Annotated in this window: 18 protein-coding genes and 1 CRISPR repeat array (1 of these 19 only partly in view); of the genes, 16 read left to right on the top strand and 2 right to left on the bottom strand. The window is 50.6% G+C overall.

The features are described from left to right. Nucleotides 1–11: 11 nt before the first annotated feature. From BUA14_RS12515 to BUA14_RS12495, 5 genes are all read left to right on the top strand, one after another. Nucleotides 12–3,578, top strand: a complete 3,567-nt coding sequence (locus BUA14_RS12515) for a non-ribosomal peptide synthetase (RefSeq protein WP_072772883.1) — start codon at nucleotides 12–14, stop codon at nucleotides 3,576–3,578. Nucleotides 3,579–3,615: 37 nt separating this feature from the next. Then, a complete protein-coding gene (locus BUA14_RS12510; RefSeq protein ID WP_072772882.1) occupies nucleotides 3,616–9,375 on the top strand; it encodes an AMP-binding protein in 5,760 nt (1,919 codons plus the stop codon). Between the two features lie 18 nt (nucleotides 9,376–9,393). Continuing rightward, nucleotides 9,394–10,476 (top strand): NAD-dependent epimerase/dehydratase family protein, encoded by a 1,083-nt coding sequence (locus BUA14_RS12505; protein WP_072772881.1) that lies wholly within the window; start codon nucleotides 9,394–9,396, stop codon nucleotides 10,474–10,476. Then, nucleotides 10,457–11,233 carry an alpha/beta fold hydrolase gene (locus tag BUA14_RS12500; protein WP_072772921.1) on the top strand — a complete coding sequence of 259 codons (777 nt, stop codon included), beginning with the start codon at nucleotides 10,457–10,459 and terminating at the stop codon, nucleotides 11,231–11,233. The genes BUA14_RS12505 and BUA14_RS12500 overlap by 20 nt, the downstream gene beginning before the upstream one ends. 207 nt (nucleotides 11,234–11,440) lie before the next feature. Then, nucleotides 11,441–12,769, top strand: coding sequence for a salicylate synthase (locus BUA14_RS12495; protein WP_072772880.1), 1,329 nt, complete (start codon nucleotides 11,441–11,443; stop codon nucleotides 12,767–12,769). On the opposite strand, the gene BUA14_RS12490 is transcribed toward BUA14_RS12495, so the two are convergent. Continuing rightward, nucleotides 12,766–13,563, bottom strand: a complete 798-nt coding sequence (locus tag BUA14_RS12490; protein ID WP_072772879.1) for a MerR family transcriptional regulator — start codon at nucleotides 13,561–13,563, stop codon at nucleotides 12,766–12,768. The two genes, BUA14_RS12495 and BUA14_RS12490, sit on opposite strands and share 4 nt — an antisense overlap. Nucleotides 13,564–13,665: 102 nt before the next feature. Here BUA14_RS12490 and BUA14_RS12485 point away from each other — a divergent pair, with 102 nt between their 5' ends. Beyond that, entirely contained in the window at nucleotides 13,666–15,399 is a 1,734-nt protein-coding gene (locus tag BUA14_RS12485) for an FAD-binding protein (RefSeq protein WP_072772878.1), read from the top strand. 103 nt (nucleotides 15,400–15,502) lie between these two features. Here the strand turns inward: BUA14_RS12485 and BUA14_RS12480 are convergent, their stop codons facing one another. Next, nucleotides 15,503–15,691, bottom strand: coding sequence for a hypothetical protein (locus BUA14_RS12480; protein ID WP_058491696.1), 189 nt, complete (start codon nucleotides 15,689–15,691; stop codon nucleotides 15,503–15,505). 104 nt (nucleotides 15,692–15,795) lie between these two features. Between BUA14_RS12480 and BUA14_RS12475 the strand changes: the two genes are divergently transcribed. The 10 genes from BUA14_RS12475 to cas6 all read left to right on the top strand — a co-directional run bounded on the left by BUA14_RS12475 (nucleotide 15,796) and on the right by cas6 (nucleotide 24,169). Next, entirely contained in the window at nucleotides 15,796–16,029 is a 234-nt protein-coding gene (locus BUA14_RS12475) for a helix-turn-helix domain-containing protein (protein ID WP_072772877.1), read from the top strand. A 239-nt stretch (nucleotides 16,030–16,268) separates the two neighbouring features. Continuing rightward, nucleotides 16,269–18,317, top strand: a complete 2,049-nt coding sequence (locus BUA14_RS12470; RefSeq protein WP_072772876.1) for a HelD family protein — start codon at nucleotides 16,269–16,271, stop codon at nucleotides 18,315–18,317. A 255-nt stretch (nucleotides 18,318–18,572) separates the two neighbouring features. After that, nucleotides 18,573–19,181 carry a TetR/AcrR family transcriptional regulator gene (locus tag BUA14_RS12465; RefSeq protein WP_072772875.1) on the top strand — a complete coding sequence of 203 codons (609 nt, stop codon included), beginning with the start codon at nucleotides 18,573–18,575 and terminating at the stop codon, nucleotides 19,179–19,181. Nucleotides 19,182–19,196: 15 nt separating this feature from the next. Then, nucleotides 19,197–19,397, top strand: coding sequence for a hypothetical protein (locus BUA14_RS12460; protein ID WP_072772874.1), 201 nt, complete (start codon nucleotides 19,197–19,199; stop codon nucleotides 19,395–19,397). A gap of 89 nt (nucleotides 19,398–19,486) precedes the next feature. Next, complete coding sequence (locus BUA14_RS12455) at nucleotides 19,487–19,741, top strand: zinc ribbon domain-containing protein (protein ID WP_005817543.1); 255 nt, start codon at nucleotides 19,487–19,489, stop codon at nucleotides 19,739–19,741. Nucleotides 19,742–21,004: 1,263 nt separating this feature from the next. Further along, nucleotides 21,005–21,172 (top strand): hypothetical protein, encoded by a 168-nt coding sequence (locus tag BUA14_RS27915; protein ID WP_178371682.1) that lies wholly within the window; start codon nucleotides 21,005–21,007, stop codon nucleotides 21,170–21,172. A 383-nt stretch (nucleotides 21,173–21,555) separates the two neighbouring features. Further along, the gene (locus BUA14_RS12445) at nucleotides 21,556–21,846 is read left to right on the top strand and encodes a nucleotidyltransferase family protein (protein ID WP_072772872.1); all 291 of its coding nucleotides are present in this window, start codon (nucleotides 21,556–21,558) and stop codon (nucleotides 21,844–21,846) included. Beyond that, nucleotides 21,843–22,040 carry a HepT-like ribonuclease domain-containing protein gene (locus BUA14_RS12440; RefSeq protein WP_072772871.1) on the top strand — a complete coding sequence of 66 codons (198 nt, stop codon included), beginning with the start codon at nucleotides 21,843–21,845 and terminating at the stop codon, nucleotides 22,038–22,040. Before BUA14_RS12445 ends, BUA14_RS12440 begins: the two co-directional genes overlap by 4 nt. Nucleotides 22,041–22,271: 231 nt before the next feature. Further along, complete coding sequence (locus BUA14_RS12435; protein ID WP_072772870.1) at nucleotides 22,272–22,802, top strand: GNAT family N-acetyltransferase; 531 nt, start codon at nucleotides 22,272–22,274, stop codon at nucleotides 22,800–22,802. A 626-nt stretch (nucleotides 22,803–23,428) separates the two neighbouring features. Then, on the top strand, nucleotides 23,429–24,169 hold the full coding sequence (gene cas6 / locus BUA14_RS12430) for a CRISPR-associated endoribonuclease Cas6 (protein WP_072772869.1): 741 nt from the start codon (nucleotides 23,429–23,431) through the stop codon (nucleotides 24,167–24,169). Between the two features lie 407 nt (nucleotides 24,170–24,576). Further along, nucleotides 24,577–25,214: direct repeats of the CRISPR family, unit length 30 nt; unit sequence GTTGTTAGCTTACCTATGAGGGATTGAAAC; it runs 246 nt beyond the window's last position.

Here is a 25,214-nt window from a genome sequence, read left to right as displayed (position 1 = left end):
GGAGGTTTTTCATGGAACATAAGGAGCTAAAAACAGCGGCCATGGAGTTTGTGGGCCAAAAAGTCCGGGACCTGTTGGCCGCGGAGCAGATCGCCGCCCATAGCAACCTCATTGAGGAGGGGCTCAGCTCCCTCATGATCATGCAGATTGCCGGCGGCCTCCGCAAATACAAGCTGAAGATTTCCTTTGCCGCTTTAATCGAGAAGCCCACCCTGAGGGACTGGGCGGAAATCATCAACAAGGCAACGATCAGGGAAGCCGGGAAGGTCCCGGAAGGGGCGGCGGAACGGGCAGTGGAAAGGGCGGCGGAAGAATCAGGGGGTCAATTCCCCCTTACGGATGTGCAATACGCCTACTGGGTGGGCAGGGATGACGGCCAGCCTTTAGGCGGTGTAGGATGCCATGCTTATCTGGAATTTCATGGACAGTTTATCGATCCCTTAAGGCTGAAGCAGGCCTGGAATGCTCTGCAGAGACATCATCCCATGCTGAGGGCGAAATTCTTCCCCAATGGCCGGCAGGCCATCATGCCTTCCCCTTACAGTGAGGAGATGGAGGTGTTTGATCTGGGGGGATTGGCCCCGGATGAGCTGGAGGAAGAGCTTTTATCCATCAGGTCCGCTCTGTCCCACCGCAAACTACGGGTGGAAGAAGGTGAGGTGGCCGGCCTCGCTCTGGCTCTCCTTCCGGACAACACCGGCAGGCTTTTCCTCGATGTTGACCTGCTGGTTGCCGATGTTTTAAGCCTCAGCCTGATCATCCGGGATCTGGCGGAGGCTTATCTGGGGAAGAAGCTTGCCGAACCGCCGGAATATACCTTTCAGGATTATATCCGCAGCAAAGAAGCGGAATCCGCACACCAGGACCGGGAGGAAGATAAAGGGTTTTGGGAGGGCAAACTGCAGGCCATGGACTGGGCAGGGCTGCAGTTGCCCCTGCAAACCAAGCCTGAGTTGATCGGCAAAACCAAATTCAGCAGAAGGCAGGCCAGCGTAAGCCGGGAGGATTGGCAAAGAATCAGGCAAACCGCAGCCCGCTATCAGTTCACCCCCTCCATGCTCCTGCTGACCGCCTATGCCCTCGTCCTGGAAAGATGGTGCAGCCAGGAGAGCTTTTTCATCAATATTCCCTTATTCAACCGGGATCTGGAGGACGAGAGGATCAGCACCATGGTGGCGGATTTCACCAATCTCCTGCTGGTTGAATTCAGGAGAAAACCCGGGGAAACCTTTCTCATGACCATGGAACGGGTTAAGAGCACATTTTTGGAGAATGTCGCCCACAGCGGTTATTCCGGTGTGCGCGTGCAAAGAGATCACTTTGGAAAGATGGGGGGGACGGGTTTTGTGGCGCCGGTTGTGTTCGCCTGCAACATCGACTACCCCCTGGAGACTCCCCTATCCCGCCAGGCCTTTGGCAAAGTAGGCTATATGGTGTCCCAGACACCCCAGGTATGGCTTGATTTTCAAACCTATGTCCATGATGAAGAGCTGATGCTCTGCTGGGATGCGGTGGATGAGTTATTCCCCGAGGGTTTATTGGACGATATGTTTGGCGCTCTCCAAGACCTGATTCAGGGACTGGCTCAACATGATGACTGGAATCAGGGGTTCGATGTCCTGCCTCCGAGGCAACAAGTCCAACGGGCCAGGGAGCTGGCAAAGCTCCTTCCCTTAAGCCCTCCCCCCGGGACCCTGCTTGACGGCTTCCTGAGTCATGTCCGCCAAAACCCTGACAGCATCGCGCTTATCGACAGCGGGACTCAGAGGGAGATCACTTACGGGGAATTATACCGCAGGGCATTGGCCGTGGCTGGATTATTGGTCCGGAAGGGAGTCCAACCCGGCGACTATGTCGGCATTTTCCTGCCAAGGGGATGCGGACAGATCTATGCCATATTGGGTATTCTCATGGCCGGCGGGGCTTATGTTCCCATCGGCATCAACCAGCCGGAGGAGCGGCGGCGGAAGCTGTATAAGCAGATCGGCTTAAAAGCGCTGGTAACCCATAGGGAAACCTTCCCCGGCAGGCCTCCGGATCATGAGGGTATCCTGGTGGTGAATCTGGAACAGGTGATCAATAAAGCGGGGATGGATAGAGGGGCGATGGACACAGGAGGGCTGGAAGCGGAAATGGGCACAAGAGGTCTGGGGGTGGGGACAGACACAGAGGGTCCGGAAGTGGGGACGAACAAAGGGGGCCTGGCAAAGCCAATTATGGTTTCGCCCCAGGACAGCGCTTATGTCATTATGACCTCCGGAAGTACCGGGAGTCCCAAAGGAGTGGAGATCAGCCATGAGGGGGCGGTGAATACCATTGAGGATATCAATGGGAAATTCGGGATATCAGCCGGGGATTCCGTCCTGATGGTTTCCGCCATCGATTTTGATCTTTCGGTGTACGATCTCTTTGGCATGCTCTCGGCGGGGGGCAGGGTCATTGTCCTGAATGAAGAGAATCATAAGGACCCTGATGTCTGGCTGAAGCTCATGCAACGCTATTCTCTGTCGGTTTGGAATTCCGTTCCGGTCCTTTTCGATATGCTGGTGACCATGGCGGAGCAGCGGGGTGCGCCTGTTGACTTAAGGCTGGTCATGCTTTCCGGCGATTGGATAGGGCTTGAGCTGCCCCGGCGATTCTATGCTCTGAACAGAAAGGCCACGGTGGTGGCCCTGGGAGGGGCGACGGAGGCTTCCATATGGTCCAATTATCAGGTTGTGCCGGAGAGGCTGCCCCCGGACTGGATCACCATTCCTTATGGTCAACCCTTAAAAAACCAGATCTATAAGGTCATGGACCATTGGGCCAGGGTCTGCCCCAATGATGTGGCCGGGGAGTTTTGGATAGGGGGAGCCGGGGTGGCCAAAGGCTATAGGGGTGATGAAGCCTTGACCGGGCAGAAATTTAAAACGGACACCATCCCCTGGTACAAAACCGGCGATTCAGGAAGAATGTGGGAAGACGGCACCATTGAATTATTGGGCAGGCTGGACAATCAAGTCAAAATCAAGGGTCACCGCATTGAGACCGGAGAAGTGGAAAGTGCCCTGATGAAGCTGCCCCATGTGGCCAATGCTGTGGTGTGCCTCAGCGAAGAACATGGGGATCAGGTGCTGGCGGCCTATCTGGTGGCCAAGGAAAAAAGGTATCTGGAGAGCGAGGGGGTAAAAGAGGCTCTGGCAGCCTGCCTTCCCCATTATATGATCCCGGCGGTCTATGTTTGTGCCGGGGAACTGCCTTTAACGGTCAATGGAAAACCTGACAAGAAACAGATCCGTGAGCTGTTAAAGAACCGTTGGCAGAAGAGGTCTTTCGCGCCGCCGCAGGGGGAGATGGAAGAGCAGATAGCCAAAGTGTGGCAGGAGGTGCTGCATAAACAAGAAATATCCCGCCATGATAATTTCTTTAAATTAGGGGGGGATAGTCTGAAAGCGGTGGAGATCGTCACCAAAGCAGGGGCGGTGTTAAAGCTTCCCCTGATGATATCCATCCAAACCCTCTTCCGCTTCCCCACCCTGGGGGAATTTGCCTTGGAAATAGCCAAGCTGGGCAGCGGCTATGAAGAAGAGATTATCTGAAGAAGTTTATGAGCTAGGTTAGAGGAGGTTGCCGTCAATGATGATTGAAAAAAGAATGAACGAATTCCGCAACCAGGGGATTGCTTTATGGCCTGAAGGGTCAGCCTTGAAATTCAAAGCGCCAAAAGGTGTGGTTACGGAAGAGATAAGAAGCTTTTTAAAAGAAAATAAACAGGGGATTATCCAGTACCTGGAGGGGAATCAGCAGGCCGGTTTGGCCAGGAACACGGGGGGCCGGTTCAACAAGTTTCCTTTGACCGATATCCAGAATTCTTATGTGGTGGGCCGCAATAAGCACTATGAATTAGGCGGGGTGGCCTGCCACGGCTATCTGGAAATCGAGTTTGAGGAAATCCTGGATATGAGGAGGCTGGAGGCAGCCTGGAATAAGGTCATCCAAAAGCATGATATGCTGCGGGCCATCGTCTACGATGTGGGATACCAAATCGTTCAGGAAACGGTTCCCCTGGTAAGGATTCCGGTCCTTGATCTGGGCGGGGAGGGGAATGACAGGGGCCGGGAAGCCTTGCGGGAAAGCCTGGCCCATAAGCAATACCCCTTGGGCCGGTGGCCCATGTGCGAGGTGGCGGTCAGCCTGGATGCCGAAAAATCGGTGGTCCATTTTTCAGTGGATATGCTGATCGCTGATTTTTCCAGTATGAACATTATCCTCAATGATCTGGAGCATTTTTACAGAAACCCTGAGGAGCCCATCAGCTACCCCACCCTTTACCGGGATAGTGTCATGTATCAAAATGACCGGAAGAGGCTGAATCCCCGGGAGCGGCAGGCTGCCGAAGCCTATTGGGAGCAAAAGCTTCCTTCTCTGGGCGAAGCCCCGGAGCTTCCGGTCATCAAGAAAACCGGACTGGCGGAGCATACGTTTTCGCAAAAAAAGCTGTTCCTGGAGAAGGAAAGGTGGCAGGCCTTCTGCGAGCGGGCCCAAGAGGCTCAGATTACTCCCTCCGTGCTGGTCATGGCGGCCCTGGCGGAAGTGACCGCTTTATGGTCCTCAAGCCATAAGTTCAGCATCAACACAACCATCTTCAATCGTCCGCCTCTTGCCGAAGATATCCAGCAGGTTGTGGGGGATTTTACCGATGTCATCGTTTCCTCCATCGATCTGGATTTCAGTATCCCCTTCAGCCAAAGGGCCCAGGCTATCCAAAAGGATCTTTGGGCAGATTTGGAACACAGCGCCCTGTCCGGGGTGGAAGTGCTCAGAAAAATGACCAAAGAACGTAAAAAGAATATCATTATCCCGGTGGTTTTCACAAGTACGGCAGGGATTGCCGGCAAGGAGGACGCCACAGTCCGCAGAAGGGTTCGGTATAAGATCAGCCAAACCCCCCAAGTGTATCTTGACTGCCAGGTAGCGGATGAAAATGGGGGGGCGAAAATAAATTGGGATGTCAGGGACGGGGTTTTTGAAGAGCCGGTGATCAACGATATGTTTGAAAGCTTTTCCCGCTTAATCAGCTCCCTTTGTGATCCTGAGCAGCAGGTTCTGGGAGACTATTTTCCAGTGGAATTGCCCCTGGGAACCAGGGAAGTGAGAAAAATCATTAACGCCACGGCCAGGGAGTATCCTCCCCGGATGATGGAGGAGGGGTTCCTTCATTCCCTGAGGCACTATCCCAACAAGACGGCGTTGATCACAGACCGGGAGGAGTTTACCTATGCATCCTTTTCCCGCTATGTGAAGACCGTGGTGGATCTGTTGAAAGAACAGGATGTGCGGCCCGGGGACAAAGTGGGCATCAGCATCGATAAAAACCAATGGCAGATCGCGGCGGTCGTAGCCGTCCTGTTGGTGAAGGGGACCTATGTGCCCATTGATGTCCACCAACCCTCTGCCCGCCGGAAAAAAATCATGAAAGGGGCCGGCATTAAAGTGCTGTTAACCCAGGATGAGGGCTGCTCCTCCCAGAAGGGCCGTCCCGCCCGGGAAGGCTGCTTTGTACAGGAAGGCTGCCCACCCTGGGAAGGCTGCACCACCATCAATCTGCACGGAGTGTCCTTGGGAAGTGAGCTTTTGGATGCCTTTACCTCCAGCCCTGATGCCCCCTGCGCTGCCACCTTCGACGCTGGTGCCCTTGGCTCTGCTGCTTCCGACGCTGGTGCCCCCGGCTCTGCTGCTTCCGGCTCTGCTACTCCCAGCCCTGCTGCCTCCGACGCTAATGCCCCTGACTCTGCTGCCCTAGGCTCTGCCTCCTCCGGCCCTGATTACGACCGGCCGGCCTATATTATCTTCACTTCCGGGACCACCGGAGAGCCCAAAGGGGTGGTGATTTCCCACCGGGCAGCTATGAATACCATTATGGATGTCAATCACCGCTATGGGATAGACGAATCCGATGTGTTTCTTTGCCTGGCCAATCTCTCCTTTGATCTGTCGGTCTATGATATTTTCGGCTGCTTTGCGGCGGGGGGCACCCTGGTTATGCCCGCTTCGTCACAGATCAGGGACCCCAAATATTTGTATGATCTGATCCTGCTGAACAGGATCAGTGTGTGGAACTCGGTTCCGGCGCAAATGCAGATGGTGGTCAATTATCTGGAATCTGTGGAGAGCATGAAGAAGAAAACCTCCTTGAGCAAGGTGTTTTTATCCGGGGATTGGATACCGGTCAACCTGCCTGAGCGCATTGGCGCCATGTTTCCCCAGGCCAGGGTGGTCAGCATGGGCGGGGCCACGGAGGCCTCCATTTGGTCGATTTATTATGATATTGCCAAAGGTGAAGTCTTTGGGAAAAGTGTTCCCTATGGGAAACCCATGGCCAATCAAAGGTTCCATGTGCTGAACGGTGAGGGGCGGCCCTGCCCGGATTATGTGGAGGGGAACCTGTATATAGCCGGTGACGGCTTATCCCTGGGGTATTTGAACGATGAGAAGCTGAACGGGGAAAAGTATGGCAGACTGCCGGCGACGGGGGAGAGAATTTACCGAACCGGGGACAGGGGGTACTACAGGCGGGATGGCAATATCATGTTCAGAGGCAGGGAGGCCGGTGATGAGCAGATCAAAATCCACGGCCACCGCATCGAGCTGGCTGAAATACGTACGGCCTTAACCGACTATCCCCTGATCGATTCAGCCCTGGCCCTGGCTGTAGGGACGCCCCCCGATGAATTGAAGATCAGTGCGGTGATGACGCCCAAGCGCAGGTCGGAACAGCAGGATATCGGGGCGGATGATCAGGAACTGGCCATGCTGGCCGCCGCGGGCCGGTTTTATGAGACAGGCATGGACGGGGAATTGCTGGAAAAATGGACGGCCAAATCGGAAGAAGTGGTGATCAGCGATATCTATCATACCTTCAAAGGCTTCGGGATCTTTGCGGAAGTGGATAAGCGCCATGCCTGGGAGGAAATCATTCAAACCATGAACATTCCCGAAAAGCTCCATAAGCTGACCAGATTATGGCTGCAGGTGCTGGTGAAAGAAGGGGTGCTCCGGGAAGAAGAGCAAACCTTTGCTTTGGTGGAACATAACCTTCACCTCAATTCCGGGGCCCTCTGGGATGAGTTCTACCGGATTGAAGAGGAGTTCAACTACAGCCGGGAATTTGTGGATTATCTGAAAAAATCCAGCGATGTGCTGCCGGAAATGATTCAGGGACAGGAAAACCCTCTCAACGTGCTCTTCCCCAAAGGGGATGTAGCACCGGCCATGGCGGCCTACCATGATAACAAAATCAATCAGATCCAGAATGGGATTGCGGTTAAGGAGGTTCTTTATCTGTGCCGGCAAGCCAACCAAAAAGAGCCGGGCCGGCCCTTCCGGATTTTAGAGGTGGGGGCGGGGGTGGGCGGAACATCCCTGGACCTGATTCCCCAGCTGGAGGGCCGGCAGGTGGAATATCATTTTACCGACCTGTCCGCCTTTTTTCTCAATCATGCCCAGGAGAATTTCCGCTCCTATGAATGGGTGAACTATGGGCTGTTTGACATCAATCAGGATTTTGCCCTCCAGGGCTATGAGGCCTTTTCCTTCGATTTGATTCTCTGCGCCAATGTTCTGCACAACGCCAGGGATATTCATGAGGTGATGGATAACCTGAAGCACCTGCTGGTGGACCGGGGAACCATGATCATTCTGGAGGAGACCCGCGTCAGCTACATGCTGCTGACCTCCATGGAATTTAAGGACGGACTGACCGGATTCCAGGACGAGCGGGGGGAGGAGCAAACCTTTTTCACCAGGGCCCAGTGGGAAAAGATTTTCAGCCGCCACGGCGGGGAGATTGTTTTTGAATTTCCCGGTCAGGACAGCAAGCTGGATATCTCCGGCCAAACCATTTATATCACCAGGTATGCCGGGGAGTATGAGCCCTTGGACAAAGGGCGGGTCCAGGAGCATTTAGCCAATACGGTTGCCCCCTACATGATTCCAAGCACCATGCTGGTGCTGCCGGCTCTGCCTCTGACGGACAATAAGAAAGTGGATATGGGCAGGGTAAGGGCCTATCTGGAGCAAAACCACCAAGCTTCCGGGACGGAGCCGGGAGAAAAAGCCCTGCCGGAAACGGAGCTGGAGAAGCGGATTGCCGCCATCTGGTGCCGGGAATTAAAAATAGCTTCCTTAGGCAGGGAGGACAATTTCTATGAGGTAGGGGGAGATTCACTTCTGATCGCCCAGGTGGTGGGCAAGATGGTGGAAGAGATCGAAGAGGCGGAAGGCTGGGAATGGAGCGCCTTGCTGACGGAGATGATGCAAACGCCCACGGTCAAAGAGGTCGCCGCCAAAATAGAGAGATTCTTCAGCCATAGGGACACCTTTATTGATCCCTCCCTGATCCAAATCAAAGACAGCCGGCTGCCCCGGGAGCAGTCTGTGGCCAAGGTGCTGTTCCATGCGGGAACAGGGACCCTCTCGGCCTATACGGATCTCATCGCCTATATTGAAAAGGACAGCAAAGAGGATGAAAGTGTCTTGGGATTTTCCTTTGGCAATGAGGTTGACTATATCTCCATGGAGACCCAGGATACCTTCAAGCTGCTGGGCAAAAAATACGGCAAAATTCTCAGCGGCTTAGGGTTTGCCAATTATATTCTGATTGGGCATTGTGTAGGCGGGGTGATTGCCCTGGAGGCGGCGGAGCATCTGCGGGAGTCCGGGCATCGGGTTTCCGATGTCACCTTGATCAGCGCCACCATTCAAATGCAGAAAGAGATGACCCACTACCGGGAGCTGCCCGACCAGGTGTATGCCCGAGCCTTGGAAACCAGCCTGGACAACGAGCTGCTGCTGGAACGCACCTTTGCCCGGCTGATTAACGCCAATGAATATGAAGCGGGATATACCACCCAAGAGGCGGATCTGGAAAGGTGCATTGAATTCCTGGTCAAAGAACGCCAGGGTGAGGTAAGCGCCGAAGCCTTGTGCTCTTTGGACGGTCCGTATCAGGAGATTGGGGATAACTTTAAGGAGCTGTCCAGAAAGCCGATTTCGGAAAGGCTGAACGATCTCTACGCCACCATTGAGCGGTCTGAGTCCAATTTAATGGAGCATGAACGGAGGATGCTCAATACCTTGTTTAATATTTTTTCCCAGAATTTCGGCTGCGTGGCCAGCCATGAGCCCAGACCCTATGGGGGGCAGGTGCGGTTGTTCTCTTGTGAACAGCAGGAAGGGAGCTTCTTCCGGGAGTTTTTTGGGGAGAACCTGGAGACCTGGCTGCCCTATCTCCAAGGGGAATACACCTATGAGGTGATCGCCGGCCAGCATTTTGATTGTATTGTTGAACCTAACCTGGAAAAGAACATCGGCAAGATCCTGGATTTCCGATACTAAAAGAGAAGAGGGGATTCTATGCACCGTATAGGGGTTTTAGGCGGCACGGGCGAAATAGGGAGCAGAATACTGAACCTGCTGAAGGATGAATACAGCCTGATGGCTTCCTATCATAGCCAATTCAGGCCGTCTGCCGCCGGTTGTGAGTATGTAAAGCTTGACATTGCCGATACTGAGCAGCTGCGACACTTCTGCCGGCAGTGCGATGTCCTGATCAATTGCGCAGGGGCTTCTTTCCTCAATGGGGAGAAGGTCGCCCGGATGGCTGCCGACTGGCAGGTCCCTTATATTGATCCCTCGGGGGAGGCCTTTCTGGAGGAGCGGCTGGCGGACAGAAAGCATGAGGCTGTCTTTGTGCTGTCCGCCGGCTATTTTCCGGGGATGAGCGGGCTGCTGATGCGGCATGTCTGCCAGTCTTTTGACACCCCGGAGACCATCAGCGGCCTGAGCGTAAGTGAAGAAATACCAAGCATGTCGGCTATCGAGGATTTTATTCTCACCAACTTATCCGGTTTTGGGACGGCGCTCAGCTATTATGAGCAGGGGGCTGTGGTCAGGGATGAAGGGGAAAGGATGGAAAGGATCAGGGGCAGGGAGTTCTGCTTTCAAAATTATCTGACCGTTGAAACGGCAAGGGTTGCTCAACGCTATGGGCTGCAGGAAGCCCATTGGTACCATTCATCCTTTGGCGACCAGGTGATCCGCAAACTGCAGGAGGCGGTCATCCAGTATAAGCTGGGGAGAGCTGGCTACAAAAGCATTGTCCGGGAGGTGATTGAGATATTCCGGCAAACCATGGCAGGCCGTGAACCCTTCAGCTATACAAGGATTGAGGGGCAGGGGCTGCTGGGGAAGGAGCGGGCCCTGATGAGGGCGGAGGCAGCCAGTCATTGCAGCAGCGAGATCAGCGCCATCATAGCCGCTTATGCAGCGAAAGCGGTTTTGGCGAAGCCTTTGCCCCCTGGCATCTATTACGCCATGGACATTATCAATATGGAGGAAATACTCAAGGATCTTGCTGAGCTGAAGGCAGAGATCCGGATCAATAAGGTAGTTTTGGAACAGGAGGTTGATGATGAGTATGAAGAAGGGGAGTTGTAAGCTGCACAGGATGGGGGAACCCCATGGCCCCAAGGTGCTCTTGATCCATGGGGCGGGATTTTATTGGCAAACCTGCTTTGCCAGGATCATGAGGGATCTGAAAGACCGGTATTGCCTCCTGATTCCGGAACTGGAAGGGCATACCGCCCACCCCAGGGAATACATGGTCTCGGTGGAGGAAACGGCCGGCAAGCTTGGCGAAGCTTTAGAGGGACTTAGGGTTGATAAGGTTCAGGCCATCTATGGGGTTTCTTTGGGTGCCAGTGTAGCGGTGGAAATGGCCATCAGGGGTAAGATCAAGGTCATGAACCTGCTCCTGGATGGGGGTCAGTATGAAGCGATGGGGGAAATGACGGAACAATACGCCAATATCATGGCCGATGCCTTTTTAAAACTGCTGGCCGGGGAACACCTCCCCTCCCCGGTTAAAGAAAATATGGGTTTTGCCGCCAACAATGATGTGGAGGTTCTCCAACCCCTCATTTACGGGCAGATAACCCGGGAAGCGCTGCTCCATGCCTTTTTAGCCGCTTACCGCTATGATCTGAAAGGGAAAAACGCCAGGGTGGAGGCCCGGGTCTCGGTGATGATCGGAGGCAATGAGATCTATGGGGCCCAGTTCACCCCCTTGCTGGAAGAAATCAGCAAACAGCCTCTTGATATCTATGAGTTTCCCAACCGCGGGCATGCGGAAGTGCTGAGCAAGGAGCCGGAGAAAATATCCCGGTTGATCAGGGAGATTTTGAATTATTGCTGATGTGGGGTATCTGCGTGAGATGATAAGCGTCTGGCGGGGATTGCCTGGCTGCCATACTGATACTGAAAAGGCCCAAAGGCGAAGCCCATGTGTCGATCCCGCCCGACACATGGGCTTTGTTAAAGCAGGTATCAGCCATGCCGTTTTAATTTTTCCCTCACAACAAACGGGGATATCAAGCTTAAACCGGAAAGCGGGGAGCATCTTATGAAAAAATACTATGAGAAAAACATCTCAATAGAAAGCAGCAAGGCAATTTATGAGATTGCCGGCCGCCTGTGCGATGGTGAAAAGGAAAATGTCTATTTATATGAAAACAAGGATTGTGTTTCCGTAGGAGTAGGGATATATTGCGAGATCATCGTTACTCCGGAGGAGATGGTTATGGAAAAGGAGAGTGTCAGACAGAGCATCAAGGTATCCGAGCTCTGCCGGGATCTTGATAAGCTGTTTAAATCTGTGGCTGTTGATTCCTGGCGAGCCTATGGAATTGCCAACTTCGGGTTGGCCAGATACCTATATGATCTGAACAGGGGAGGGGAAACAGAGGAACTCTTTCATTTCATCATACCCGATAAAGAATACAGGGTCCATCAGGATAGAATTCTGTTGCGTGCTCTTAATGAGGAAGATATAGAAAGGATGGAGAAAAATATCGTCAATGTATTGCAAAACAGGGCAGGAGAAGAAAATGCCATACTTTATGATGGGCAAGAGATCTTGTTATTTGATCAAGAGTATTATAAAGAGATCGTCGAACTTGGGGTTAAAGAGATCAGGAATAAAAAATATCAGAAAGTTATCTTATCCAGAAAGATTCCGGTGCACCATCGATTGGATATGCTGCAGACCTACCTGCAGGGAAGACGCGGAAACACGCCGGCCAGGTCCTACTATTACAGATTTCCCGAGTTAGAGGTGGCAGGCTTCAGTCCGGAAACCATCGCTGAAGTGGATGATGCCGGTACCGTTTATACATTTCCCCTGGCCGGGACCAGAGCTTTGCTTAATGATTCGGAAACCAATAACTATTTAAAAGAGGAATTGCTGCACGATGCCAAGGAGGTCGCCGAACATGCCATGTCGGTAAAGTTGGCTGATGCAGAGCTGGAACAGGTGTGTGAACCGGGTTCGGTAGCGGTAATCGAGTTTATGTCGGTGATTGAACGGGGAACTGTGCAGCATTTGGGTTCCCGATTAAGAGGAAAGCTCAGGGCGGAATACAATTCATGGCATGCCTTTTGCAGCCTGTTTCCGGCGGTCACGGCTTCCGGAATCCCCAAAAAAGAAGCAATCGAAGCCATTGGCAGGATGGAAAAGGATGCCCGCAATTTGTACAGTGGCGGTGTGTTAACCTATGATGACAATGGAACCTTGGATGCGGCGCTGGTATTGAGAAGCATAGTTCAGGATTCGGAGGAAACATGGGTTAGAGTAGGAGCCGGAATTGTGGAAATGTCACATCCGGCAAGAGAGTTGACGGAAACTCAGGAAAAGGTCAGCAGTGTGGCAGGGCAATTGGTTAAAGAAGGTTAATTGACGCGGACCCAGACCAGCAGGTAGAAAAGGGGCCCCTTTTCCGTGCGGTCAATATAGAGGAGCCGTCCCCCCGTGCAGCTGGCAAAGACATAGCCGTGGGCTTCTGCGTGTTCCAGCAGGGGAGAGATATCCTGGGGGCACAGTGAGAAAAGGTCCCGGGTGGTGATACAGGTGCGGATGAAGCGGCCCCCGGGCTGGTAATAGGCGCGGCCACTCAGGGGGAGCTGAAACTTCTCCACATAATGAATAAGGGCGCCCAAGCCAATCTGAATGTCGTAAAGCTCCGGTCCTTTTCGGCTGTTCAGTTCCTCCAGGGGGATGGTGGCGGATACATAGGTGAAGGGAAAATGCTTTACCCACTGCTCCACCCCGCAGTCGGGGAGAAAGCCCTTCTTCCGGTTAATTGCCGCTACCGCCCAGGTGGGGGGCCCTTCGAATTCCTCCACCTTATTGAGAATCCGTACCCCGCAGCTGGCGTAGATCCGGGTCTCCTGCATGCGGGAAAGCTCCAGCCGGATCATCTCCATTTCCCGCTCCAGCTCCCCTTCCCGAGCGGCCAAAAGCTGGTTGTACTCCCCGATGCTGCCGGAGGAATCCCGTATGGATTCCAGCTGCATGCCATAGGTGCGCATTTCTCTGGTCAACAGGGCGGCAAGGGCATCGTTTACAGTGTAGTCGTAATAGCCGTTTTCCCTCACCTTGGGGTTCAGCAGCCCGATCTCCCGGTAATGCCGGATGGTCTCCGGTGTTACGCCGATGCAATCCGCCAGTTTGCGAATGGTGACTTTCATAAATAATTTCACCTCCGGGTATTGACTCTGTGGTTGCCCCATAGTATACCATATATTTCACAAAGTCGTATAGTCTATACGGCCAAAATTAGGAGGTAGAAGATGAAAAAGAAAAAGGTTATCTCAATTCTAGCGGTTTTATTGTGCCTGACGCTGGGGCTGTCGGGTTGTACCGCTGCTCCTGACGGTGCCAAAAGCTCAGCTCAGGAGAAGGGGGGGATAGTCCCCGGGGACTATCTTGGCGTGGGCAATGGCCGCAACGGCCCCATCGTGGTTAAGGTCACACTGGGGGCGGACAGCATCGACGCCGTTAAGGTTGTCAGTGAAAAGGAGACTTACAACACCGGTTCCGTGCCCATTAAGCAATACCCTGAGCTGATCGTGCAGAATCAGACCCTGGATCTGGATGTGGTGAGCGGGGCCACAATCAGCAGCGCCGCCTTCCTGAACGCCGTCAGGAATGCCATCACCCAGGCGGGGGGCGACCCGGCCAAGTTTGCGGGCAAGGTTGCCGCCGATGTGCCCCATGAAGACACCACCGCCGATGTGGTGGTGGTGGGAGCGGGGGGCGCCGGCATGACCGCCGCGATCAGTGCGGCCAATGAGGGAAAGAAAGTCATCCTGCTGGAGAAGCTTGGCATTGTGGGCGGTACCTCTAATTATTCCATCGAGAGCTTTGGGGCCATAGGGGATAAGACCCATGTCGCCCTGGGCAGCGATGTGACCCCGGAGGAACAAGCGGCAACTTTAACAAAGCAAAACCCTAAAGGAACGGCGGAGGCCTTCAGCGTGCTGACCGGCAACAATGGCGCGGCAGCGGACTGGCTGCGCAGTATCGGCGCACAACTGACGGTGGCGGGCGGCCAGATCAGCTCCACCGCTTCCCGCGAGGTGGGTGAGTTTGGCAACACCATCGTGTCGGCCCTTAAAGCGGAATGCGAAAAGGCCGGCGTGGACGTGCGGGTCAACAGCAAAGCCACTGAGCTGGTGATGAAGGACGGGGCTGTGGACGGGGTCAAGGTTTCCACCAAGCAGGGTGACTACACCATTTCCGCTAAAGCGGTGGTCATCGCTTCCGGCGGGTTTGGGGCCAACAAGGAGATGGTGGCCGAATATGCCCCCACTCTGAAAGATTATAAGAGTTCCTGCTCCCCCGGCGGGACGGGAGACGGTCATTTGATGGCTCAAACTGCGGGTGCGGATCTGAAAAATATGGATTATATCCGCGTTAACTTCACCTATACCACCGCGGAGAACGGCTACTTCTATTATATGGGCAGTTTGTTCAACACCGGCGCGATTTTCGTGAACAAGGATGGCCAGCGTTTTGTGAACGATCAGGGCGGATATGGGGTAGGTCCCCAGGTCGTTGCCCAGGGCGGCAGCGGCTGGGCGGTCTTCGACAACTCCCTTGTGGCGGGTGTCAAGGATGTGCGTGAGTACGAGAAGCTGGGCCTCTTTGTGAGTGCGGACAGCATTGAGGAGCTCGCGGACAAAATCGGCGTGAACAAGGAGAACCTCGTTAAGACCATCAACAACTACAAGGGTTATGTGGCTGCCGGCAAGGATGAGGAGTTCGGCCGCGCCATGCTGAACATGACCTTTGATGAGGCGCCCTACTATGCCTCCCTCATGACCTGCCGCGTGCAAGGCACTTTCGGAGGTATTGACACGGATGTAAATACCCAGGTGCTTAAAGCTGACGGAACTCCTATTCCCGGGCTATTCGCCGCCGGTGAATGCGCTAACGACGGGACTTGGGGAGCCAACCCGGCCGCTGTGAACCTTGTGTTTGGCCGCATTGCGGGCCAGAATGCTGCTGCCTATGTCAAATAACAGCGGAATCTGCTGATTTCATTTCGTAATGCAAAAAGGACAGGGCGAATCCAGCTATTTTCTGGGTTGCCCTGTGGCTTTAGGATTATATCGAAGCCACCGTTTATTCGGTGGCTTGCGGTTTTTTCGTGGTTTTCGTTTCGTCATCAGTTGAAGTGGGCAAAATAGTTAAAGAGATATCCTGGGCCTCAATATACTCACTTTCTCCCTTGCGTTGAGCATCTTGAAGCTGATTGATTGCAGTTGTAACTGCGTTGAAAAGTGCAAAATACATTTTTTTGTAATCCACCATGCCGACCACCTTTTTGCTCCGTTATCGGAGCAATCATAACATGATTATCCTCTATAATCAAGGTGAATGTGCTCGGAAATCGGAACAAAGAAAGGTTTATGGCTATGGGACAAAACATCAAAGCGGATAAAAGTTTTGGGGATAATATTCGCAAATGGAGAAACGCCAAGGGTATGACTCAGGAGGAACTTTCAAGCCAATTGCAGATACATGGCTGCGATATTTCCCGGGGAACACTGGCCAAAATCGAGGCGGGTATCAGGCATATTTCTGTTGATGAGTTGCAGGCTATAAAGATAATCTTGGAGATTACTTACGAGGATTTTTTTGCAAAGTAAAATGAAATAGCTATAAAAAGTAAAAAATATAGCCTTTCCAATACAGACGGTTGGAAGGGCTATATTATATTGATAGGTTAAAAATGTCATTAATGTAATTATTATGATCATTTCCGAGGGGCAATACTTAATCTAAATAATACCTCATTGAAAATGATAAGTCTAGTATTTTTTGAATTTCCTTCTATACTTGAGGATGTAACTTAAGGGTGTAAATTCAAGGGATAAAGGAGTCTATCATGCTGAATCAAAAGGAAAGTGATGAAAGAAAGCATCTGAGCGGAGTGCAGAGAAAGCTGGAAGCGGCGCTGGAACAAATGCAAGCGACGATAGAGAATTATTCCCGGGAAATATTAGAGACCAAGCGGTATATCTATGAAAACCATCTTGACCTTGCCGAAAAAGCGGCCAATAGAATCGCTGTTCATGATAGCGTCGCCTTTGGGGAAAAAGCGATCAAAGAACGGGGGAAGCTGCAAAAACTGATTCAATCCCCCTATTTCGGAAGAATTGACTTTGCTGAGACGAAGGGAAGTAAAGAAGAGACATTCTATATTGGCATCCATGCTTTTGCCGATCCTGTCACAGCTTACAACATTATTTTCGACTGGCGGGCGCCTGTCTCCAGCATGTTCTATGATTTTGAAACCGGCCCGGCTTTTTATGAGGCTCCTGCCGGAAAAATTGCTGGGGTGCTGACCCTCAAACGGCAATACAGAATCAGGCACACTCAGATGGAGTATATGATTGAAAGCTCGTTGAATATCGGTGACGAGATTTTGCAAAAGGAACTGAGCCGGAATTCCGACGACAAGATGAAGAACATTGTGGCAACCATCCAAAGAGAGCAAAATGCCATCATCAGAAATGACAGTGCCCAAGTCCTGATCATACAGGGGGCGGCAGGTTCCGGAAAAACCTCCATAGCCTTGCACCGGGTGGCATTTTTGCTGTACCGCCATAAAGAGACGTTAACCGCAAAGGATCTCCTGATTATTTCTCCTAATAAAGTATTCGGCAACTATATCTCCAATGTGCTGCCGGAATTAGGGGAAGAGAATATGGCGGAAATAAGTTTTGACGATATTGCCGCAGGTCTGCTGGGAAAGTACCGCTATGAGAGCTTTTCTGAACAAGTCGAAAGTCTGTTGGAGGATGAGGATGCCGAAAGGATTGCCAGAATTGAGTTTAAGGCTACCAATCTCTTTGTGGACCAACTCCAATCCTATTTGGAAGAGGCGGAGGAAGAATATTTTGTTCCCGAGGATCTGGCTTTCGGAAGTTTTTTTGCTGCCAAAGAAAAGCTGCTTTCCGAGTATCGCGCTCTGCAAAGGCTGCCCGTCAAGAAACGGCTGCGCAAAATAGCAGACGATCTCATGGAAAAATATAAAAGAAATACCGGCCGAAGGATGGACTCCGCAGTATCCCGCCAAATAAGAGACAGGGTGCAAAAAATGTTCCGCTTTGCCGACACCCTTTCCCTGTATCAAAATTTCTATCACGCCATCGGCCGGGAGGAGTTGTTCTGCTTCAGCCGTAAAAATACCTTTGAGTTCTGTGATGTGTATCCCTTTATTTATGTGAAACTGTATTTTGAAGGAGCGGAACAGGATTATAAGGGCATAAAGCATTTGTTGGTTGATGAGATGCAGGATTATACCCCTATTCAATATGGGGTGTTGGCGAAGCTGTTTTCCTGCAACATGACTATTTTGGGGGACAGCTATCAAAGCGTCAATCCTTACAGTTCCTCCTCAGTGGAAAAAATCCAGCCCTACTTTGCCGGATGTCAGGCTATGGAGTTGTGCCGGAGCTACCGTTCAACCCTCGAAATCAGCGGGTTAGCCCAAAAGATTTTGGAGAACAAAAAACTGATTCCCATCGAGCGGCATGGCCAGGTGCCCACCATAACCGTATGCCGGACTCCCAAGGAGCAGCTGGATAAGATACGGCATTTGCTCGACCAGTTCAGACAGTCCGGGCATGCCTCCCTGGGCATTATCTGCAAATCCCAAAAACAGGCCAGGCTTCTTTTCGAACAACTCCGCACCGCTTATGACGCGATGGTTTTATTGAGCTTTGACAGCAGCGAGTTTCAGGATGGCATCGTGATTACTTCTGTACACATGGCAAAGGGACTTGAATTTGATCAGGTGATCGTCCCCGATGTGGCCGATGAGCTTTATAAAACACAAATGGACCGCAGTCTTTTGTATATCGCCTGCACAAGAGCCATGCACCAATTGGATTTAACCTGTTGCGGCGAGAAAACGGGGTTTTTGAACTGAAGCCGGTTGGGTATTGGCCATCGTTCTATACGGCAAGTATATATGGCAAGTATGTACGGCAAGTATATATGGCAAGTATGTACGACAAGCATATATGGTAAGCGTATACGGCAAGCATGTTTTGGTGTGCATTTTATGGAGCGGTTATTGAGAAAAGATTTTTCCCGTGCCTGATATTGACAGATAAAAAGGCAGAGAGTATAATGACTTTAAATTCAATGATTTTATAGTCAATAATTTTGGAGTCAATAAACTATGAAAAAAAGCAACCGCCAACTGCAAAAAGAGCAGACGAAAGAGGCCCTTCTGAAGGCGGCTTATCAGCTATTCGCTAAGCAGGGCATTATGAATACCCGCATGTCCGACATTGCCCAGGCGGCAGGAGTATCTCACGGTACGGTATTCGCCCATTTTCAGACCCAGGAAATGCTGATCACGGAAGTGATCGAAACCTATGGAGAGAGGATTGCCCGGCGTACCCATGAGGCGGCAGGCACCTGCGAGCATATGGAAGAACTTCTGGCGGCACATCTGGCCGGAATTGGGGAATTTGAACCTTTTTATGCCAGGCTGGTGATTGAGAACCGGCTGTTGCCGCCTGAGGCAAGGGATGTCTGGGTTTCCATTCAATCCGCTATTTCCTTTCACTTCAGCCAGGTGGCCCAGCGGGAAATAGGGTCGGGTCAAAGTATCGACCTTCCCCTCTATTTCCTTTTCAATACCTGGGTAGGGTTGGTTCACTATTATCTGGCCAACGGCGATTTGTTTGCCCCGGAAGGCAATGTGGTCGGCCGTTACGGTGACACCCTGGTGGATCATTATATGAAGATGATCCGCAGGGATGGGGGTAAAGGATGGGAGTAAAGGAGGGGGGAGGGAATGATGGCCAAAACGCCCCAGGTCCTTAAAGGGCGATCATGCTACGGGCATCTCGGCGGAACCTTAGGGGGAAGGCTGTTTGAGCGGCTGGTGGAACTGGGCTGGTTCGAGCAGGAAAAGTCTACGGTTTACTTATTGACGGAGCGGGGTAAACAAGGGTTTGAGGAATTAGGGGTGGACATTTATGAGAAAAGAAGGTAACAATTCTGCAAAATCCGCTGATGATCTTGTTGATGCTCTTTTAGATAGTTGAATTTCTAAATTAAGAATTTGAGAAAGAAGGATTGACCATGAAAACCTGTATTGCCTGTGGTATGCCCATGACGAAAGCCGCCGATTATGCTTTGGGGGACGAGAGCAAGGATTATTGTCTCTACTGCGCGAGGCCCGACGGCTCCATGCAGTCTTATCCGGAGAAAGTGGAGGGGATGACGGATTTTCTCATTCGCACTCAAGGTCTGGACCAAGAGGCGGCCCGGCAGACGGCCATCCGCACCTTGAGCAAGCTCCCGGCGTGGCAGGATCGGGAAATAACGTCTTGTTAGACCTGACAGCACTGAACGAACAGGGATAGGCTTTGATTTTAAGGCATAGGCTTAAATGCACTGGAGTGGCTTTAAGCAAAAAGGTCTGTCCGAAATTGGTACGCGCGTACCTATTTCGGACAGACCTTTTATAAACCGAAGTGCAAGGAGATTTAAGTTAGGCCCGGCCTAGGCAATCTGATGATGTTTAAAGCAGCGATAGGCAGGGGGGCAGCAGGACACTGAGGGCCACCGCAAACAGGGGCGGAAATACATAGGGTTTGAAACCAGTCCCAGCAATCCATACTGAATGAGGTCAGGTTTTTTCTACTGGTTTCACTTGGCTGCTTGATATCGACCATTACTTTAAGGTAAGCTAACAACGTTTGCCAAAGGAGCCGGGGAACCACAAGCATTGGTGTTTCAATTCCTCATAGGTAAGCTAACAACTGTGTTGGAGAGCAGTTGATATTTACGGAGAGCCAGTGTTTCAATTCCTCATAGGTAAGCTAACAACTCGGCCAAGACGGGCATCCCCCAAAGTGATATAAGGTTTCAATCCCTCATAGGTAAGCTAACAACGGACCGCGAGGACTTGGATCGCCTGTTAATTGACGGTTTCAAACCCTTTAAGGATTGATAAGAAAATAAGAACAAAAGACAACCTATCCGGGCCTTTTTTATAGTATATATCTGGGGCTTCCGGCTCCAGATGGCAAGGTGTTCCGTGTTCCCATAAACTTAGCCAATATGCATGCTCCCTTGCATTTTCCTTCAAACAAGCTATAATTAGTAATAGGTGGAAATTAAAAAGTCGCCGTGACCTGAAAGTGTTGGAGCACTTCCAGGCACGAGCAGGTGGAACAGCACCTACACGTAACAGTCCAGCTGTCCACGACGACATTCTTATTATACAATGCCGCCCCTTTCTGCACAAGCAAGCTGCCTGTGCCGCGGGTGAAGTGAGTGTAATGAGGTGCCGGCAGGGAACAGAGCAGACTGTGCGGCTTCACGCAGCAGGAGATTCAGCCTATTCCTGACCCAGGCAGCGGAAAGGAATTGTTCGCATACCGGTTATGCGGACCGCTTTTCTGTTCACAGCCGGTTTGTTTCCGGTTGAGTGGGGTTAGGTGTTAGGATTCAGCAGATAACGAAGCATGGCACATGTGTAGGGTAGAAAAACCTCGCATATGTGCTTTTTAATTTCCCCTATCAAAGCAGACGGCAGGACCGGGCCAGGGCCCGGAGCCTTGCCGCTGCTTGAAATAGGGGGTATAGAGGAAAATGACGGACTATAAAAAGATGTATTTTCAACTGGCGGCTAAGGTTGCCGATGTCATGGACATCCTTTTAAAAGCACAGCGGGAGGGTGAGAAGGAATACATGGATGGGGAGCCGTTTCCTGAGGGGAAAGTCATGGTCATTCAAGATGAAAGCTGTGAGTGTGAATAAGGAAGTCTTGGCTCTGATTAGTAAAATGCCGGAAACCGGGTTTGTCCCCAAATGCGACAACGTTGTCGTGTTTGGGGACATGTTTTTTGGACATGTTTGTGCCGGCCGTCCCTCGCACCAGTTTTTTTAAAGGAGCCTTCTTCCTGAAAAAATAGACCTCCCAGAAAAGAGGTCTAAAGATTGTTTTGAATCCGCTCTAGTTCAGCTACTATAAAATTAAAATCAAATTCAGGGATTTTTCCCATGAAACCATCTCCTTTGATTAATTGGCTTAAGTCTGATTTCATCAGAGGATCAGCAGGCTTGGCGGGTGGCGGGGAAGGTTTGATAGAGGCTTTATAATTGTGGAAAAATACGGTAGAATAGGCTTAGGGGGTGAAGCTATGCCGGCGATTAATGAGATTATGGCTAAACGTGACCAAATTCTATCCACAGCAGCTCAATACAAGTTTTTTAATGTGAGGCTGTTTGGTTCTGTACTGAGAGGGGAAGAAAAGACGGAAAGCGATATAGACTTTTTGGTTGAGTGCGGCGAGGATTGTTCTTTATTCGATTTAATCTCCCTTAAATATGATCTTGAAGAAATCCTGGGCAGAAAGATAGATGTGGTCACTCCCGATTCTGTTCATTGGACGTTAAAAGATAAGATTCTCCAGGAGGCCAGGCCTATATGAAAGATGACAAGGTCTATCTTCACAGTATTCTGGAGAGCATTGTAAAGATTGAAACATATACGATCTCAGGAAAAGAGGAATTCATGACATCAGGAATTATCCAGGATGCGGTGATTCGGAATCTTGAAATTATTGGTGAAGCGGCAAAGCGGGTTTCCCAAGGGCTTAAGAAGCAAACGCCTGAAATTCCATAGAGGCAAATGGCCGGACTTCGTGATGTGTGATCCATGATTACATGGGCATTAGTTTAAACATTATAGGAATGTGGTGCGAAATGAGTTGCCACAGCTCAAACGAAAGATGGTGGAATGCTTGGAATAAGCACTGGATGATTTTGTTCAGTGCTTAATGCCATTTAGGGCTGGGCTATGAGAATGATGCAAACTCAATGCCCGATGGGCGATTATGTTTAGGGGGAGCAGGTAATGATTTATTTTGAGACGCCAAGGTTAATTTTTCGTGACTGGAAGGAACAGGATCTAAGGGAATTCAGAATGATGAATAAGGATTCAAGGGTGATGAGATATTTCCCCGAAACCCTTACAGAGCAGGAAACCGATTCACTCTATGAGAAGATTGGCGATGAACTCAGTTTGGGATATGGACTTTATGCTGTGGAAACCAAACACAATCATGAGTTTATCGGGTTTATAGGCTTTCATAGAGCAACATTTGAGGCGGCATTCACTCCTTGTGTGGAAATAGGATGGCGGCTTAACTATGCGGCATGGGGAAATGGCTATGCTACTGAAGGGGCAAAAGCATGTTTGGACTATGGATTTAATAGCTTGGGATTGGAGAAAGTCTATAGCTTCACGGCGAAAGTTAATCTTCCATCGGAAAATGTGATGAAGAAGCTTGGTATGAAAAAGGTTATGGAATTTAAACACCCCCATGTTGCTGAGAATAGTCCTCTATCTGAACATGTTCTTTATATGTGTCAATTGAAAGGTTAGCTCACTTAAGGGTAAATGGGGTTGGCAGCTAGAATGGTGTCCGGCCTGCTGGTATAGGGTAATAAAATAGACGGAAGCAGAGCGGTTCAAGGGAGCGGAAGCAACTGTCTTAAAGGTATAGAGTGGCTTTATAACAGAGGTCTGTCAGAAATTAGCAGAGCGTACTGCTTTCGGACAGATACCTCCGGGTATTGATTCTGTGGCTGCTTCATCGTATACCGTATAGTTCACAAAACCGTATAGTCATAGGGGCAAAGCCGGGAGGGAGAAGGATGAAAGAATCAAGGTCCTGTCCTGTCTGGTTCGGGATAGTTGGAATAGTTGAATAGGAAGGCTTAAAGGACTGCTGTCTTTGATTTTAGTGTTCCATATGCTAACATTATCAGGAAGGGTAGGGGACGGGCGGATGTTAGAAGGGCATGGGTTAGGTTTAATTATGTGAATTTGCCGTCGGTATGGAGTAAGGTAAGGATGCTCTGGGTCTTTAGTCTGCCTATGAGGGATTGAAACATCGTGGTCGTTGTCGGTGCAGTCTTCATGACGTTATGTTGTTAGCTTGCCTATGAGGAATTGAAACGTGGTTGTTAATTCAGGCCATACCGAGGAAGGATGGGGAGTGGCAGAAAATGAATTTAGAGATTTATTTTAAACCTTTGAGGGAACCGGTTGTATTGCCTATTCACTATAATTATTTGGTTCAGGCAGCGTTATACAATTCCATTGATCAGGAGCTGGCGGCTTTTTTGCATGAGAAGGGCTATAGCGACGGAAACCGCGCCTTTAAGATGTTTTGTTTTTCTTTAATCCAGGGTATGTATCAAATGGATAGGGTGAATAAAAGGATTGCTTTTGAAGGAGAGCTGAAGTTGACGGTATCCTCTCCGTTGCAGGATTTTTGTCAGTCCCTGGTCAATGTGCTGCTTACAAAAGGGGTTATGCGCTTAGGGCCCCAGGAGCTGGAGATCGATAGAATAAGTGCCGGTCAGTATAAGGTGAGAGAAAATAAGGTTATGGTGAGAACCCTTTCCCCGGTGGTGCTGTACAGTACGCTGCTCAGGCCGGATGGCAGGAAGTATACGGTCTACTTTCAACCGGGGGAAACGGATTATAGCCGTTTATTCAATGAAAATCTGCGCAAGAAATACCGGGCCCTTTATGGATCAGAAGGACCGGAAGGGGAAGTGGAAATACGACCGCTGGGTATACAAAGGATGAGGATCGTCAATTATAAAAACACGGTAATTAAAGGGTATGCCGGTAAGCTGTTTTTATCGGGGCCGAAAGAGCTGCTTCAATTGGCCGTCGATGGAGGAATAGGAAGTAAGAACAGCCAGGGGTTTGGGTGTGTGGAGATTATCAATGGATAGTAAACGTCGTCGCTGGGTCTGTCCGAAATAGGTACGCGCGTACCTATTTCGGACGGACCTTTTCCTGGCAAAGTGATACTGGAGTTTAGTATTAAAGAGTTTACTTTTTCAACAATCCCAGAATTTCGATTTTGATCTAATCCCTTGCTGTGCTAATATTAACATGAGAGATGGGCCTGATTTCGATTTAGATAAACTAGCCGGTTTATTACTTCTACCACTAGATTAGGGGGAGGATAAAAGGCTAGGTTTTAATCGTAGCTCTTGTCGTCGATGTGCAGTGAGGTAAAAATGCCCGGGGATCGACGACAAAGAATATGGCTAAATAAGCGGGCTAAGAAGAGAAGTGCTGATTTGGTTAATTTTGGTCAATGGCTGTAATGGCTTATTTAATGCTGGTGAAATGGGTTGTTAGCTTACCTATGAGGGATTGAAACCCTGAAATACAGCGAGGGAAAGCCGGTTGAGTAGTGTTGTTAGCTTACCTATGAGGGATTGAAACCGTGTTCGAAGCTTGAGCTTGACCGCGCACGTTTCGTTGTTAGCTTACCTATGAGGGATTGAAACACAGTATCGTATAACTTCCTGACGCACACTTGGCACAGGTTGTTAGCTTACCTATGAGGGATTGAAACCCTCTATCCTTGGCATCTCTCCGCGCTCCGCCATCGTTGTTAGCTTACCTATGAGGGATTGAAACTTCATATTTGTCTGTATCCCATGCTGCATATAAGCGTTGTTAGCTTACCTATGAGGGATTGAAACATGGGCAGTGGTGGAGAAGCAATTGTCACCCGTGGTAGTTGTTAGCTTACCTATGAGGGATTGAAACGATGATAACATCTCTTTTCTCCTTTCGGCCTCTTCCGTTGTTAGCTTACCTATGAGGGATTGAAACTTCCTGCAGCCCGTTTAGTTAACGGCCTAAGGTTCATGTTGTTAGCTTACCTATGAGGGATTGAAACATCGCGCCGGGCGGCCCTCAAGGCTTCATTCGAAAGTTGTTAGCTTACCTATAAGGAATTGAAACCACCTACTAACTAAA

Source organism: Desulfitobacterium chlororespirans DSM 11544, from assembly GCF_900143285.1.
Lineage (GTDB): Bacteria > Bacillota > Desulfitobacteriia > Desulfitobacteriales > Desulfitobacteriaceae > Desulfitobacterium > Desulfitobacterium chlororespirans.
Note: the sequence above shows the minus strand (reverse complement) of the source record. Positions and strands in the feature narration are given on the sequence as shown.

What these genes read in the sequence shown, in the direction of transcription:
- BUA14_RS12495 (WP_072772880.1), top strand. Translation starts at nt 11,441, where the DNA reads ATGAAAAAATACTATGAGAAAAACATCTCAATAGAAAGCAGCAAGGCA.
- cas6 (WP_072772869.1), top strand. Translation starts at nt 23,429, where the DNA reads ATGAATTTAGAGATTTATTTTAAACCTTTGAGGGAACCGGTTGTATTG.
- BUA14_RS12435 (WP_072772870.1), top strand. Translation starts at nt 22,272, where the DNA reads ATGATTTATTTTGAGACGCCAAGGTTAATTTTTCGTGACTGGAAGGAA.
- BUA14_RS12515 (WP_072772883.1), top strand. Translation starts at nt 12, where the DNA reads ATGGAACATAAGGAGCTAAAAACAGCGGCCATGGAGTTTGTGGGCCAA.
- BUA14_RS27915 (WP_178371682.1), top strand. Translation starts at nt 21,005, where the DNA reads ATGACGGACTATAAAAAGATGTATTTTCAACTGGCGGCTAAGGTTGCC.
- BUA14_RS12470 (WP_072772876.1), top strand. Translation starts at nt 16,269, where the DNA reads ATGCTGAATCAAAAGGAAAGTGATGAAAGAAAGCATCTGAGCGGAGTG.
- BUA14_RS12440 (WP_072772871.1), top strand. Translation starts at nt 21,843, where the DNA reads ATGAAAGATGACAAGGTCTATCTTCACAGTATTCTGGAGAGCATTGTA.
- BUA14_RS12465 (WP_072772875.1), top strand. Translation starts at nt 18,573, where the DNA reads ATGAAAAAAAGCAACCGCCAACTGCAAAAAGAGCAGACGAAAGAGGCC.
- BUA14_RS12460 (WP_072772874.1), top strand. Translation starts at nt 19,197, where the DNA reads ATGATGGCCAAAACGCCCCAGGTCCTTAAAGGGCGATCATGCTACGGG.
- BUA14_RS12445 (WP_072772872.1), top strand. Translation starts at nt 21,556, where the DNA reads ATGCCGGCGATTAATGAGATTATGGCTAAACGTGACCAAATTCTATCC.
- BUA14_RS12490 (WP_072772879.1), bottom strand. Translation starts at nt 13,563, where the DNA reads ATGAAAGTCACCATTCGCAAACTGGCGGATTGCATCGGCGTAACACCG.
- BUA14_RS12505 (WP_072772881.1), top strand. Translation starts at nt 9,394, where the DNA reads ATGCACCGTATAGGGGTTTTAGGCGGCACGGGCGAAATAGGGAGCAGA.
- BUA14_RS12455 (WP_005817543.1), top strand. Translation starts at nt 19,487, where the DNA reads ATGAAAACCTGTATTGCCTGTGGTATGCCCATGACGAAAGCCGCCGAT.
- BUA14_RS12480 (WP_058491696.1), bottom strand. Translation starts at nt 15,691, where the DNA reads ATGGTGGATTACAAAAAAATGTATTTTGCACTTTTCAACGCAGTTACA.
- BUA14_RS12500 (WP_072772921.1), top strand. Translation starts at nt 10,457, where the DNA reads ATGAAGAAGGGGAGTTGTAAGCTGCACAGGATGGGGGAACCCCATGGC.
- BUA14_RS12485 (WP_072772878.1), top strand. Translation starts at nt 13,666, where the DNA reads ATGAAAAAGAAAAAGGTTATCTCAATTCTAGCGGTTTTATTGTGCCTG.
- BUA14_RS12510 (WP_072772882.1), top strand. Translation starts at nt 3,616, where the DNA reads ATGATGATTGAAAAAAGAATGAACGAATTCCGCAACCAGGGGATTGCT.
- BUA14_RS12475 (WP_072772877.1), top strand. Translation starts at nt 15,796, where the DNA reads ATGGGACAAAACATCAAAGCGGATAAAAGTTTTGGGGATAATATTCGC.